This window comes from Pseudomonas sp. LBUM1656 (assembly GCF_059716065.1).
Genome location: NZ_CP166800.1, coordinates 2,102,101 through 2,115,761 on the forward strand (window position 1 = coordinate 2,102,101; position 13,661 = coordinate 2,115,761).

Sequence of the window (13,661 nt, forward strand, 5' to 3'; positions counted from 1 at the left end):
GTAGGAGCCGGCTTGCTGGCGATGGCGTCCTCGAAGCCGCCATCGCCAGCAAGCCGGCTCCTACAATGATTAAACCGCGTTTACAGATTGAGCAGCCTCGGCTGCTCTTTTGCTTTATGAGAGAACACCCATGACCGCCGCCAAAACCCGCATTCTAGAGCTGCGCGCTGAGCTGGATCAGCACAACTACCGTTATCACGTGCTGGACGAGCCAAGCATTCCGGACGTCGAATACGACCGGCTGTTCCACGAACTCAAGGCTCTGGAAGCGGCCAATCCGGACCTGATCACCAGCGACTCGCCGACCCAGCGTGTCGGCAGCGCGGCGCTGTCAGCGTTCACTCAGGTGCGCCACGAAGTGCCGATGCTGAGTCTCGGCAACGCCTTCGAAGAAACCGACATGCGCGAGTTCGATCGCCGGGTGACTGAAGGTCTGGACCTGCCTGCCGGCGACTTGTTTGGTGGCGGCGCGGCGGTGGAATACAGCTGCGAACCGAAGCTCGATGGCCTGGCGGTCAGCCTGCTTTATCAGGACGGCGTGTTGGTACGCGGCGCGACGCGCGGCGACGGCACCACCGGCGAAGACATCAGCGTCAACGTGCGCACAGTGCGCAATATCCCGCTGAAGCTGCAAGGAACGGGCTGGCCGGCGACCCTGGAAGTGCGCGGCGAAGTGTTCATGTCCAAGGCCGGTTTCGAGCGTCTGAACGCCACGCAACTGGAAGTCGGCGGCAAGACCTTCGCCAACCCGCGCAACGCCGCGGCTGGCAGCTTGCGCCAGCTCGATTCGAAGATCACTGCCAACCGTCCGCTGGAATTCTGCTGCTACGGCATTGGCCAGATTTCGGCGGACATTGCCGACACCCACATCGGTAATCTCAAGCAGCTCCAGGCGTGGGGCATGCCGATCAGTCGCGAGCTGAAACTGGCGCACGGCATTGACGAATGCCTGGATTACTACCGTGACATCGGTGAGCGCCGTAACGGCCTGGCCTATGAAATCGACGGCGTGGTGTTCAAGGTCAACAGCATCGCCTCCCAGCGTGAACTGGGGTTCCGTGCTCGCGAACCGCGTTGGGCGATTGCCCACAAATTCCCGGCCATGGAGGAGCTCACCGAACTGCTCGATGTGGAATTCCAGGTCGGCCGTACCGGCGCGGTGACGCCGGTTGCGCGCTTGAAACCGGTCAAGGTGGCCGGTGTCACCGTGGCCAATGCGACGTTGCACAACATGGACGAAGTGGCGCGTCTGGGCCTGATGATCGGCGACACCGTGATCATCCGTCGCGCGGGCGACGTGATTCCGCAGGTGGTGCAAGTGGTCATGGAGCGCCGTCCGGAGGATGCGCGTCCGGTGCAGATTCCCGAGAAGTGCCCGGTCTGCGGCTCGCACGTCGAGCGCACGCAACTGGTCAAACGCAGCAAAGGTCGCGAGACCGTCAGTGAAGGCGCAGTGTATCGCTGCGTCGGTCGTCTGGCCTGCGGCGCGCAACTCAAACAGGCGATCATTCACTTTGTCTCCCGCCGCGCGATGGACATTGAAGGCCTGGGCGACAAGAGCGTCGAGCAATTGGTCGATGAAGGCCTGGTGAGTTCTCCCGCCGATCTGTATGCCTTGAAGTTCGATGACATTGTCGATCTGGAAGGCTTTGCCGAAGTGTCGAGCAACAAACTGCTCGCAGCGATCCAGGACAGCAAGACACCGAGCTTGGCGCGGTTCATCTACGCCCTCGGGATACCGGATGTCGGCGAAGAGACGGCCAAGGTGCTGGCGCGCTCTCTCGGCTCGCTGGAGCGGGTTCAGCAGGCATTGCCGCAAGTGCTCACGTACTTGCCGGATGTGGGCCTGGAAGTGGCTCACGAGATTCACAGCTTCTTTGAAGATGCGCATAACCAACAGGTGATTGCGGATCTGCTCAAGCACGGTATGCAGATTCAGGATCAGGGCGAGCTGGGGGCCGAGTTTGCCGCCAGCACCACGTTGGGCGGTTTCCTCGACAAGCTGCACATTCCTTCCGTGGGGCCGGGCGGGGCGCAGAAGCTGGCGGACAAGTTTGGTTCGCTGGAAGGTGTGTTTGGCGCGGACTGGCTGGACATGCGCCAGGCCTTGCCGGAGAAGCAGGCCAATTCGGTTCGCGAGTTTTTTGCCGTGGCAGAAAATCGCCAGATTGCCGAGGCTGCCGAAAAGCAGCTGCGCGATTTCGGCATGCACTGGCAGAGCGAGAAGAAGGTCGTCGAAGGCTTGCCGCTGGCTGGCCAGACCTGGGTGCTGACCGGTTCACTGGAATTGATGAGCCGCGATATTGCCAAGGACAAACTCGAAAGCCTCGGCGCCAAGGTGGCGGGTTCCGTGTCGGCCAAGACCCATTGCGTGGTGGCCGGGCCGGGTGCGGGTTCGAAGCTGGCCAAGGCCAATGAGCTGGGGTTGAAGGTTCTCGATGAAGAAGCGTTCGTCGAGTTTTTGAGCTCGCACGGTATTTCCGTGTGATGCCATTGATCGTTCCCACGCTCTGCGTGGTAACGCATCCCGTGACGCTCCGCGTCACAGCGGACGCGGAGCGTCCGGGGCGGCATTCCCACGCAGAGCGTGGGAACGATCCTTGTCAGGGAATGATCTAGTCTTGGCAAGCCCCAGGGAGAGATCGCCATGCACCGCTTCTTCGAACAGCTCAGCTCACGCATCGCCGCGCCCTTCATGGGTGAAAGTTCGCGCAACAGCAAGGTCTGGCATTGTCGCTGCGGGCAGTCGCTGTTCTTTCGCAACAGCCAGTGCCTGGCCTGTTCGGCAGCGTTGGGCTATCAGCCCGAGCAGAGTCGCTTGTCCTCGCTGCAGCCGGGATTGCAAGCGGATACATGGTTGCTCGACGCCGATCCCGAAGCCGGTCTGTTCCGGCGCTGCGCCAATCTCGATTCCCCGGCAGCGTGCAATTGGCTGCTGCCGGCCAATGATCACGATGCGTTGTGCATCGCCTGTAGCCTGAATCGCACCATTCCTGACCTGTCGATTGCCGAAAACCACGAACGCTGGCGCAAGGTCGAAACCGCCAAGCGTCGGCTGGTCGCACAGTTGATCAGCCTGGGTTTGCAGGTGATTCCCAAAACCGTCGACGAACAGACTGGCCTGGCCTTCGACTTCATCGGTGTCGACCTTGAAGGCAAGCCGCCGACCACGGGTCACGCCAACGGTCTGATCACCCTCGATATCAAGGAGGCCGACGACGCCCACCGCGAAAAGGTTCGGGTGCAAATGCACGAGCCATATCGCACGCTGCTCGGGCATTTTCGGCACGAAGTCGGGCACTACTACTGGGATCGCTTGATCGCCAATAGCCCTTGGCTGGATTCGTTCCGCAGTCTCTTCGGCGACGAGCGTGTCAGCTACGCCGACGCTCTGGAGCGCCATTACCAGCAAGGCGCGCCGCTAGACTGGCAGCAACAATGCGTCAGCGCCTACGCCACCATGCATCCGTGGGAAGACTGGGCGGAAACCTGGGCGCACTACCTGCACATGATGGACGCGGTGGACACGGCGCTGGGGTTCGGCATGAGCGCGCGCGAGATGGATTTCGACTACCAGCCATTTCCGTCCGACACGCTCTACGATCCGCAACATCCCGGTGGTGCGGCGTTCCTGTCATTCGTCAACGCATGGATCGAACTGGCCGGCATGCTCAATGAATTGTCGCGCAGCATGGGCCAGCCGGATTTCTATCCGTTCGTCTTGCCGCCGGCAGTGATTGCCAAGCTGCACTTCATCCATCTGGTGATCCAGCAAGAGGGCGGCAGGGCGGATGAAGTGCTGCAAGACCTGTAGCCGCCCGCGTCCGCTTGTAGCTGCTGTCGAGCTAGCGTCCGACTGTAGCAGCTGTCGAGCTTGCGAGGCTGCGTTCGGCTGCGTTCGGCTGCGCAGCAGTCGTAAAACCAGGCGACGTGGTTTTTCAGTTAAACCGCGTATACCGGATTTACGACTGCTGCGCAGCCGAACGCAGCCTCGCAAGCTCGACAGCTGCTACAGGGTTGCGGTGTTGTGCAGGATTTGCATGTCCTTGAAGCAGCACATATTTTTTAATCCCCCCGAACGGTTGTAACTTCGTCTCAGATAGGTACAATGGCGCGGCTCGCCGTCAGGTGAGCGTCGTTATGGTGACCCCATCGGTCCCCCCGCAACGATTACCCGTGAACCTGGTCAGATCCGGAAGGAAGCAGCCACAGCGGGAACATTGTGTGCCGGGGTGTGGCTGGTGGGGTTGCCTCCATAACGCACCGCGAGTCCTCTCTCGCGTTATCTGTCTGAAAATACTTATTGTGTGTGTACTGCCATGGCGCTTGTTCCTGGCGGTTTTTTGTTGTTTACGATTTACAGAATGAACGTAAAAAAGGAGGCCGACGTGTCGTGTAAGACACGTCGGCCTCCTTTTTCATTTTCGCCACTAAGGCTTGGACAAGGCCTGGTCAACCGCTGCGATCAGCTTTCCCAGATCCTTCGGGGTGGCTTTGTGGATGACACCGAACAGATACGCCCGCTGTTCATCTTCATCGCCCAGATCTGCGAAAAAGGCTTTCAGCTTTACGTCCAGCACCTCGGCAAGCAGGAACAAGGCTTCAACGCTGGGGGTGTAGGTTCCGGTTTCAAAGCGGCTGATGGTTTTGGGGTCAAAACCGGTTTTTTCGCCGAGTTCAGCCTGAGTAAGCCCCGCGACCTTGCGGTAGCGTCGGATGGCCGGACCCAAACTTGAAATTTGCATCGCTCAATTCCCATTTAGAATCAAGAACTTAACGATAGATTTTTGCATTAGACAACTGCATGATCCATCACCTTGCTTTGCAAAATGTGATGCGTTTCGTAGAATCGCCGCCGATAAGGGGTGTTTGGTGACCTGTTTCTCGAAAATGGGCGATGCGAAACCGCCAGCATTGCGCGCCCTTGCCAGCCTTGCACGAGGTTTTTGAGACTAGCCGATCTTCGGTTCTGCGAGGTCATCGAATGCTGGTCATGGAGTGAAAACGCGTTTGCGCAGTCCCACCGCTAGCGACAGCGAGCCTGATTCATGGATGAGAACTACCGCAGGGCCGTGGATGCCGCCGCCATTTTTTCCGAGACCGACCTGAGCGGCCGGATCACTCACGTCAATGATCAGTTCTGCGCCGTGTCCGGCTATAGCCGCGACGAGTTGCTCGGGCAGAATCATCGTCTTCTCAATTCTGGCGTGCACTCTGCAGATTTCTTCGCCGGCATGTGGCGCACCATCGCGCTGGGCGAAGTCTGGAAGGGCGATATCTGCAATCGTGCCAAGGACGGCAGCCTGTATTGGGTCGAAAGCACCATGGTGCCGGTCCTCAATGACGCCACTGGACGGGTTGATCGATACCTGTCGATTCGTTTCGATATCAGCGAAAAACGCCAACTTTTGCATTCCCTGCAATGGCGGGTCGGCCATGACGTACTGACCGGGCTGCCCAATCGTGCATTCCTCTCGGACCTGCTGGACCAGGCGCTGGAGTTTTCCCGACAGGAGAACATCCCGCTTGCCGTGTGCATGCTCGACCTCGACGGGTTCAAAGCAGTCAACGACGGCTACGGTCACGCCAGTGGCGATCAATTGCTGGTGGAAGTGGCCAAGCGCTTGCGCCAGATCGTGCGTGGTGAAGATGTGGTGGCGCGGTTGGCCGGCGACGAGTTCGTGCTGGTGTTGCGTTACGTGCGGGATCTGCCGGAATTGCGCGCGGCGCTGAACCGGGTGCTGGGGGCGATTTCCGCGCCGTACACCTTGCATGGCAAGGACATAAACGTGTTCGCCAGTATCGGCGTCACGTTGTTTCCCCTCGATAATGAAGATGCTGAAACCCTGCTGCGTCACGCCGATCAGGCCATGTACGTGGCCAAGCAGCGTGGGCGCAACCGATTCCATCTGTTCGACGTGTCCCGGGATCAGGAGGTCAAGGCCACTCACCAGACGGTCGAGCGAGTGCGTCAGGCGCTGGCCGCCGATGAGTTGCGTCTGCATTTCCAGCCCAAGGTCAACATGCGCCTGGGCGTGGTGGTCGGCTTCGAGGCGCTGTTGCGCTGGGAGCATCCGCAAAATGGCCTGGTGCCGGCCCGGGAGTTTTTGCCGCTGGTGGAAGAGACGGATCTGATTGTCGACATCGGCGAATGGGTGATGGATCAGGTGCTCACGCAGTTGCGCCAATGGCAGCAAACGGGGCAGGGCTGGCCGATCAGCATTAATATCGCGGCACGGCATTTTCAGCGCGCAGATTTCGTCGACCGCCTCAGGCACGTCCTCGCCCGGCATGCTGACGTAGCTCCACAAATGCTCGACCTGGAAATCGTCGAATCGGTAGCGGTCGAGAATATTCAACACGTCAGCGCTTGTTTGCAGGCCTGTCAGGAACTGGGGGTGCAGTTTTCGCTGGGCGACTTTGGCACCGGTTATTCGTCGCTGAGCTACCTCAAGCGTTTGCGCACCCAAACCATCAAGATCGATAAATCGTTTGTGCGCGACATGCTGGATGATCGCGATGACCTGGCGCTGACCACTGCGGTGATCGGGCTGGCCCGGGCGTTTGGCCGGCAGGTGATTGCCGAAGGGCTGCAAAGTATCGAGCACGGGGAGTTGCTGTTGCGACTGGGGTGTGAAGTGGCCCAAGGCTATTTCATCGCTCGGCCGATGCCGCCCGCCGAGGTGCCCGAGTGGGTCGCGGGGTTTGTCGCGCCGCTGCAATGGCGGGTGCTGGATCGGGTTGGCTGAAGTCTTGAAATCTCCGCAGAACTCCTGTGGGAGTGGGCTTGCTCGCGAAAACGGTGTGTCATTCACCATTAATGTCAACTGATACACCGCCTTCGCGAGCAAGCCCGCTCCCACAGGCTGTCATGCGTTGATCAGAAGATTTGCTTAAGGTGTACCGGGCTCGGAACCTATATAGAGCCGGATAATGTCATCAATCTCCCCCGACATTTTCATCCGCAGCAGCGTGCGCAGTATGCGTTGCACCGGCACCTTGGGGTCGTTGCGCACGTAGCAGCCGACGCTCTGTTCCTGCAGCACCGCCACGCCTTTGAGTTGCCGGTCGGGCAGCAGGCGCTGATTGAACCAGTCCAGTGTCCATTGATTACTCACGGCATAGCGATAGCGCCCGGCGTGGAGTTTTTCCAGCACCTGTTCCTGGTTGCGCGCGTCTTCGCGGTGCAGTCGGTCGGCGTCGAACAGCGGTTGCAACGTTGGGTAGCTGTAGCCGAGTACGGTGCCGATGGCTTGTCGCGACAGGTTCGCAGGCATCACCGAGGGCTGCGGATCTTGCCGGCTGATCAGCATGTCGCGCTGAAACCACAGCGGAATGCTCCAGATGTAGTCTCCGGACTGATTCGGCAGCCAGGACTGCGCGGCATAGCAGCGCACGTCGACCTCGCCGTGTTCCATGGCGTTTTGCACCCGCGCTCGCGGCAGCACGTGAAATTCAGCCGGCACGCCGACCTGGGTCGCGAGGCTGAGCATCACGTCAAACAGGATGCCCTGGGTCACCTGCCCGCGCTCCAGTTGCACCATCGGCATCGCCCAACTGTCGGGCACCACGAAACGCAGCGGCGCCTCGGCGGCGGCGACGCTCAGACTTATCCACAGCAGTGCCCCCAAGGCAAAACGCATAAACGCTCCGGTACATCGCAAACCTGAGCCGATAAAAGCCCCCCAAAGTGCATCTTAGCCAGATTAGACGAGCGCACCGGATGCAATTTTGGCCTTGCTCCGCTAGCATTAGCCGCTTCTGTTCCTTCGTTGCGACGGTTTTCGATGAGTTATCAGGTTCTTGCACGTAAATGGCGTCCGCGCTCGTTCCGCGAAATGGTCGGCCAGACCCATGTGCTCAAGGCTCTGATCAATGCCTTGGACAGCCAGCGGCTGCACCACGCCTACCTGTTCACCGGGACGCGCGGGGTCGGCAAGACCACCATCGCGCGCATCATCGCCAAATGCCTGAACTGTGAAACAGGTATCACTTCGACGCCTTGCGGCGAGTGTTCGGTGTGCCGCGAAATCGATGAGGGCCGATTTGTCGACCTGATCGAGATCGACGCCGCGAGCCGGACCAAGGTCGAAGACACCCGCGAGCTGCTCGATAACGTGCAATACGCGCCGAGCCGCGGGCGCTTCAAGGTCTACCTGATCGACGAAGTGCACATGCTCTCCAGCCATTCCTTCAATGCGCTGTTGAAAACCCTTGAAGAGCCGCCGCCCTACGTCAAATTCATCCTGGCGACGACTGATCCGCAGAAACTTCCTGCAACCATTCTGTCGCGGTGCCTGCAGTTCTCCCTGAAGAACATGACGCCTGAGCGCGTGGTCGAGCATTTGACCCACGTGCTGGGCGTCGAGAACGTGCCGTTCGAAGACGACGCACTGTGGCTGCTGGGCCGTGCCGCCGATGGCTCGATGCGTGACGCCATGAGCCTGACCGACCAGGCCATTGCCTTCGGTGAAGGCAAGGTCATGGCCGCCGACGTGCGGGCGATGCTGGGTACGCTCGATCACGGTCAGGTCTACGACGTTCTGCATTCTCTGATCGAAGGCGACGCCAAGGCCTTGCTCGAAGCCGTCCGCCATTTGGCGGAACAAGGCCCGGACTGGAACGGCGTGCTCTCGGAAATTCTCAACGTGCTGCACCGTGTCGCCATCGCCCAGGCTTTGCCTGAAGGCGTCGACAACGGTCACGGCGACCGCGATCGGGTGCTGGCCCTGGCCCAGGCCTTGCCGGCCGAAGACGTGCAGTTCTATTACCAGATGGGCCTGATTGGCCGCCGCGATTTGCCGCTGGCGCCTGATCCGCGTGGTGGCTTCGAGATGGTCCTGCTGCGAATGCTCGCGTTCCGACCGGCGGACACGGCCGACGCCCCGAGGCAACCGCTAAAGCCAGTGGGGATCAGCCAGGCCACAGTTGATTCCGCAAATTCAGTGGCTGCCGCGCCGGTTGTGGCGCCGGTAGTCGCTGTGGCAGTTGCCTCCGTTGCCCCAGCGCCTGTGCCTGAACCCGTCGTTGCGGCAGTTCCTGCTCCAGAGCCTGAACCGGTTGCGCCCGTTATCGTGGCCGAGCCCGTGGTTGAGCCTGTAGCGGTCGAAGCGGTGGTCGACTTGCCGTGGAATGACCCGGTCGAGCCGGAGCCGGTCCAGCAACCCGCCGTCGAGCCGGTCCTGGAAACCGCCAGCGAACAACCCGATCTGCCGCCCATGCCGTTGCCGACGCCTGACAGCGTGGTGCCGGACGCGCCGGAGTGGGCCGCAGCGCCGATCCCTGAGCCGTCGGTCGCCGACGTCGATGCCGCCACCCCGGGCGTGGATCTGGATGACGAGCCGCCGCTGGACGAAGACTACATCGAGCCGGACATGGATTCGGCCTACAGTTACCTTGATGAACTGGCCAGCGAACACGCCGCCGAACCGGCGCCGGAACCCGAGCCCGAGCCGGCCGCCATGCCCGCCACCGGTCTGGCCCTGCAATGGCTGGAGCTGTTCCCGAAACTGCCGATCTCGGGCATGACCGGCAGCATCGCCGCCAACTGCACGTTGATCGCTGTCGATGGCGACAACTGGTTGTTGCACCTGGACCCGGCCCACAGCGCCTTGTTCAACGCGACCCAGCAGCGTCGGCTCAACGATGCGTTGAACCAGTTTCACGGCCGTACGCTGACCCTGACCATGGAGCTGATCAAGCCCGAGCAGGAAACCCCGGCCCAGGCCGCGTCCCGGCGCCGCGTCAACCGTCAGCGCGAGGCGGAGGAGTCGATCCACGGTGATCCGTTCATCCAGCAAATGATGCAGCAGTTCGGTGCGGTGGTCCGTAACGATACTATTGAACCTGTCGAAGCCCTGGTCAGTCAGGGCTAATAACTGAAGGTGTTCGGCCCCAAGGGCCGGGCACTGTTTAAATCCAAGTACTTTTGAGGTGATTCCCATGATGAAAGGTGGCATGGCCGGCCTGATGAAGCAGGCGCAGCAGATGCAGGAAAAAATGGCCAAGATGCAGGAAGAACTGGCCAACGCCGAAGTCACCGGTAAAGCCGGCGGCGATATGGTCACCGTGGTGATGACCGGTCGTCACGACGTCAAGCGCGTGACCATCGACCCAAGCCTGGTTGAAGGCCTGAGCGAAGACGACAAGGAAATGCTCGAGGCCGTGTTCGCCGCCGCCGTCAACGACGCCGTGCGCAAGATCGAAGCCAACAGCCAGGACAAAATGGGCAACATGACCGCTGGCATGCAACTGCCACCGGGTATGAAACTGCCGTTCTGATTCGCCAAAGCGCATCCGATGAGCTACAAAAAAATGCCAGGCACCGTGTCTGGCATTTTTGTTTCTGGTTGTTGGATTTATGGTGTCTGTACGGCCGCCTTCGCGGGCAAGCCATGCTCCCACAGGTGACCGCGTTCTACTGTGGGAGCGGGCTTGCTCGCGAAGAAGTCACCTCGGTACAACTGACGAAACATCGAACGCCCCACCGCCAGAAAGGTCTGCTCCCTATACCGCCGAATTCAACATTCAAGGAGACGCTGACATGTCTGATCCACTGACCCTCAACCAACGTATCGTCCTGGCGTCCCGCCCCGTTGGCGCGCCGACGCCGGAGAATTTCCGCCTGGAACGGGAGGCCCTGCCGGACCTGGCCGACGGTCAGGTCCTGCTCAAGACTCAATACCTGTCGCTGGACCCCTACATGCGCGGTCGCATGAGTGACGCACCGTCCTACGCCGCACCGGTGGAAATCGGCGAGGTGATGACCGGTGGCGCTGTCAGCCGCGTCGAGCGCTCGCTGAATCCGAAATTCCACGAAGGCGACCTGGTGGTGGGCGCCACCGGTTGGCAGAGCCACAGCATCAGCGACGGCCGCAACATCATTCCGGTGCCGAGCGGTTTGCCGACCCCGTCAATGGCCCTGGGTGTGCTAGGCATGCCGGGCATGACCGCGTACATGGGCCTGATGGACATCGGCCAGCCCAACGCCGGCGAAACCCTGGTGGTCGCGGCGGCGTCGGGCGCGGTGGGCTCAGTGGTCGGCCAGGTGGCGAAGATCAAAGGCCTGCGCGTAGTGGGCGTGGCGGGCGGTGCGGAAAAATGCCGCTACGTGGTGGAGGAATTGGGCTTCGATGCCTGCATCGACCACAAGAGCGCGAATTTCGCCGAGGAACTGGCGCAAGCATGCCCCGAGGGGATCGATATCTACTACGAGAACGTCGGCGGCAAGGTGTTCGACGCGGTGGTGCCGCTGCTCAATGCCAAGGCACGAATTCCACTGTGTGGCCTCATCGCGGGCTACAACGCCCACGAAGCGCCAACCGGTCCCGATCGCCTGCCGCAACTGCAGCGCACGTTGCTGACCAAGCGCGTACGCATCCAGGGCTTTATCGTGTTCGACGACTACGGTGATCGTCAGCCGGAGTTCGTCAGTGCCATGGCGCCGTGGGTCCGGGACGGCAAGGTCAAGTTCCGCGAAGACGTGGTCGATGGCCTTGAAAATGCCCCCGAGGCCTTCATCGGTCTGCTGGAAGGACGCAACTTCGGCAAACTGGTGGTGCGGGTCGCGCAGGACTGAGTAATTGACGCTATACAGAGGCGCGGGTATAAACCGCGTCTCGTTGATTTGTCGGACGTTCCCCCATGAGCTTCAGCCCTTTGATTCGCCAACTGATCGACGCCCTGCGAATTTTGCCGGGTGTCGGTCAGAAAACCGCCCAGCGCATGGCGCTGCAACTGCTTGAGCGTGATCGCAGCGGTGGTTCGCGACTGGCCTCGGCACTGAGCCAGGCCATGGAAGGGGTGGGCCATTGCCGGTTGTGCCGCACGCTGACCGAAGACGACCTCTGCCCGCAATGTGCCGATACCCGCCGTGACGACACCTTGCTCTGCGTGGTGGAAGGTCCGATGGACGTCTACGCCGTTGAGCAGACCGGTTTCCGTGGTCGCTACTTTGTGCTCAAGGGCCATCTCTCGCCGCTCGACGGGCTGGGTCCGGAGGCCATCGGTATTCCGCAGCTATTGGCGCGGATCGAGGAGGCGGGCACGTTCACTGAAGTGATTCTGGCCACCAACCCGACCGTGGAAGGTGAGGCGACGGCGCACTACATCGCCCAGTTGCTGAGCAATAAAGGCCTGGTTGCCTCGCGTATCGCCCACGGTGTGCCGTTGGGCGGTGAGCTGGAGCTGGTGGACGGCGGGACGTTGGCGCATTCGTTTGCCGGGCGTAAGCCGATCGCTTTGTAATTGTGGTGTGGCCGCTGACGCCTTCGCGAGCAAGCCCGCTCCCACACTGTTTGTGTATACACAGCAGATCTCCTGTGGGAGCGGGCTTGCTCGCGAATGGCGCGCCTCGGTCTACCTGATTCACACAATGCTATTGAAAACCAAGCAAGCGCTCGGTTAACTTCGCTGAACCTTCAGTGGAGTTCGCCGATGCCTGCCTTTCAGGAATACTTCGATCCCAGCCACCAATTAGTCCGCGACAGCGTCAGACGTTTCGTCGAACGCGAGCTTCTTCCGGACATTGACCAGTGGGAAGAAGCCGAAAGCTTTCCCCGCGAGCTCTATCTCAAGGCCGGTGCGGCGGGCATCCTGGGGATCGGTTATCCCGAATCCCTGGGCGGCAGCCACGAAGGTGATCTGTTTGCCAAGGTCGCGGCCAGCGAGGAGCTGATGCGTTGCGGCTCAGGCGGTCTGGTGGCCGGTCTCGGTTCACTGGACATCGGCCTGCCGCCGATTCTCAAGTGGGCCAGGCCCGAAGTCCGTGATCGCGTCGTGCCGCCAGTGCTGGCCGGCGAGAAGATCAGCGCACTGGCGGTCACCGAACCCAGCGGCGGCTCCGACGTCGCCAACCTGCAAACCCGCGCCGTACGTGACGGCGACTTCTACCAGGTCAGCGGCAGCAAAACCTTTATTACCAGCGGCGTCCGCGCGGATTTCTACACCGTTGCGGTGCGCACCGGCGAGCCGGGTTTCGGTGGCATCAGTCTGCTGCTGATCGAAAAGGGCACGCCGGGTTTCACCGTCGGCCGTCAGTTAAAGAAAATGGGCTGGTGGGCGTCGGACACAGCTGAGTTGTTCTTCGACGATTGCCGAGTGCCTGTGGGAAATCTGATCGGCGCCGAGAACATGGGCTTCGCCTGCATCATGGGCAACTTCCAGAGCGAACGCCTGGCATTGGCGTTGATGGCCAACATGACGGCGCAGATGGCCCTGGAGGAAAGCCTGAAATGGGCGCGTCAGCGCGAAGCCTTTGGCAAACCCATCGGCAAGTTCCAGGTGCTCAAGCACCGTCTCGCGGAAATGGCCACGGCGTTGGAGGTGTCGCGGGAGTTCACTTACCGCCAGGCGGCTAAAATGGCGGCGGGGCAGAGTGTGATCAAGGAGATTTCCATGGCCAAGAATTTTGCGACCGACACGGCTGACCGGATCACGACGGATGCGGTGCAGATCCTCGGTGGCCTCGGCTATATGCGCGAGAGCCTGGTGGAGCGGCTGTATCGGGATAACCGGATTCTGTCGATTGGGGGCGGGACGCGGGAAGTGATGAACGAGATCATCAGTAAGCAGATGGGACTTTAAGTCCTGCGGTGCTGCTGAGGGCGCTTTCGCGCGCAAGCCCGCTCCCACATTAGACCGCATCCGTTTGGACAACTCGA

At 60.9% G+C, this 13,661-nt stretch carries 10 protein-coding genes and 1 other RNA gene; 9 read left to right on the forward strand and 2 right to left on the reverse strand.

Features of this window, described 5'->3' with window-relative positions; all coding sequences use genetic code 11:
- Nucleotides 1–130: 130 nt before the first annotated feature.
- The 3 genes from ligA to ffs all read left to right on the forward strand — a co-directional run bounded on the left by ligA (nucleotide 131) and on the right by ffs (nucleotide 4,247).
- Nucleotides 131–2,488 carry an NAD-dependent DNA ligase LigA gene (gene ligA / locus ACA072_RS09440; protein WP_497624074.1) on the forward strand — a complete coding sequence of 786 codons (2,358 nt, stop codon included), beginning with the start codon at nucleotides 131–133 and terminating at the stop codon, nucleotides 2,486–2,488.
- Between the two features lie 159 nt (nucleotides 2,489–2,647).
- Entirely contained in the window at nucleotides 2,648–3,814 is a 1,167-nt protein-coding gene (locus tag ACA072_RS09445) for a zinc-binding metallopeptidase family protein (protein ID WP_497624075.1), read from the forward strand.
- A gap of 336 nt (nucleotides 3,815–4,150) precedes the next feature.
- Nucleotides 4,151–4,247: signal recognition particle sRNA small type (ffs, locus tag ACA072_RS09450), an RNA gene on the forward strand.
- Nucleotides 4,248–4,430: 183 nt separating this feature from the next.
- Here the strand turns inward: ffs and ACA072_RS09455 are convergent.
- Nucleotides 4,431–4,745 carry a helix-turn-helix domain-containing protein gene (locus tag ACA072_RS09455; RefSeq protein ID WP_461980546.1) on the reverse strand — a complete coding sequence of 105 codons (315 nt, stop codon included), beginning with the start codon at nucleotides 4,743–4,745 and terminating at the stop codon, nucleotides 4,431–4,433.
- A 303-nt stretch (nucleotides 4,746–5,048) separates the two neighbouring features.
- Between ACA072_RS09455 and ACA072_RS09460 the strand changes: the two genes are divergently transcribed.
- Nucleotides 5,049–6,749 carry a putative bifunctional diguanylate cyclase/phosphodiesterase gene (locus tag ACA072_RS09460; RefSeq protein WP_497624076.1) on the forward strand — a complete coding sequence of 567 codons (1,701 nt, stop codon included), beginning with the start codon at nucleotides 5,049–5,051 and terminating at the stop codon, nucleotides 6,747–6,749.
- Between the two features lie 144 nt (nucleotides 6,750–6,893).
- Here the strand turns inward: ACA072_RS09460 and ACA072_RS09465 are convergent, their stop codons facing one another.
- Nucleotides 6,894–7,643, reverse strand: a complete 750-nt coding sequence (locus tag ACA072_RS09465; RefSeq protein WP_497624077.1) for a substrate-binding periplasmic protein — start codon at nucleotides 7,641–7,643, stop codon at nucleotides 6,894–6,896.
- A gap of 144 nt (nucleotides 7,644–7,787) precedes the next feature.
- On the opposite strand from ACA072_RS09465, the gene dnaX reads away from it, so the two are divergent.
- From dnaX to ACA072_RS09490, 5 genes are all read left to right on the forward strand, one after another.
- Nucleotides 7,788–9,875, forward strand: coding sequence for a DNA polymerase III subunit gamma/tau (gene dnaX, locus ACA072_RS09470; RefSeq protein WP_497624078.1), 2,088 nt, complete (start codon nucleotides 7,788–7,790; stop codon nucleotides 9,873–9,875).
- Between the two features lie 67 nt (nucleotides 9,876–9,942).
- Nucleotides 9,943–10,281: a YbaB/EbfC family nucleoid-associated protein gene (locus ACA072_RS09475; RefSeq protein ID WP_109628912.1), complete on the forward strand. Its 339-nt coding sequence runs from the start codon at nucleotides 9,943–9,945 to the stop codon at nucleotides 10,279–10,281.
- A gap of 262 nt (nucleotides 10,282–10,543) precedes the next feature.
- Nucleotides 10,544–11,578, forward strand: a complete 1,035-nt coding sequence (gene curA / locus ACA072_RS09480) for an NADPH-dependent curcumin/dihydrocurcumin reductase (protein WP_497624079.1) — start codon at nucleotides 10,544–10,546, stop codon at nucleotides 11,576–11,578.
- A 65-nt stretch (nucleotides 11,579–11,643) separates the two neighbouring features.
- Entirely contained in the window at nucleotides 11,644–12,246 is a 603-nt protein-coding gene (gene recR / locus ACA072_RS09485) for a recombination mediator RecR (RefSeq protein WP_403100645.1), read from the forward strand.
- A 189-nt stretch (nucleotides 12,247–12,435) separates the two neighbouring features.
- On the forward strand, nucleotides 12,436–13,584 hold the full coding sequence (locus ACA072_RS09490) for an acyl-CoA dehydrogenase family protein (protein WP_497624080.1): 1,149 nt from the start codon (nucleotides 12,436–12,438) through the stop codon (nucleotides 13,582–13,584).
- The last annotated feature ends 77 nt before the right edge of the window (nucleotides 13,585–13,661 follow it).

Bases quoted from the DNA above. Each gene is read 5' to 3' on its own strand.
- recR (WP_403100645.1), top strand. From the start codon at position 11,644: ATGAGCTTCAGCCCTTTGATTCGCCAACTGATCGACGCCCTGCGAATT.
- ACA072_RS09475 (WP_109628912.1), top strand. From the start codon at position 9,943: ATGATGAAAGGTGGCATGGCCGGCCTGATGAAGCAGGCGCAGCAGATG.
- curA (WP_497624079.1), top strand. From the start codon at position 10,544: ATGTCTGATCCACTGACCCTCAACCAACGTATCGTCCTGGCGTCCCGC.
- dnaX (WP_497624078.1), top strand. From the start codon at position 7,788: ATGAGTTATCAGGTTCTTGCACGTAAATGGCGTCCGCGCTCGTTCCGC.
- ligA (WP_497624074.1), top strand. From the start codon at position 131: ATGACCGCCGCCAAAACCCGCATTCTAGAGCTGCGCGCTGAGCTGGAT.
- ACA072_RS09455 (WP_461980546.1), bottom strand. From the start codon at position 4,745: ATGCAAATTTCAAGTTTGGGTCCGGCCATCCGACGCTACCGCAAGGTC.
- ACA072_RS09490 (WP_497624080.1), top strand. From the start codon at position 12,436: ATGCCTGCCTTTCAGGAATACTTCGATCCCAGCCACCAATTAGTCCGC.
- ACA072_RS09460 (WP_497624076.1), top strand. From the start codon at position 5,049: ATGGATGAGAACTACCGCAGGGCCGTGGATGCCGCCGCCATTTTTTCC.
- ACA072_RS09465 (WP_497624077.1), bottom strand. From the start codon at position 7,643: ATGCGTTTTGCCTTGGGGGCACTGCTGTGGATAAGTCTGAGCGTCGCC.
- ACA072_RS09445 (WP_497624075.1), top strand. From the start codon at position 2,648: ATGCACCGCTTCTTCGAACAGCTCAGCTCACGCATCGCCGCGCCCTTC.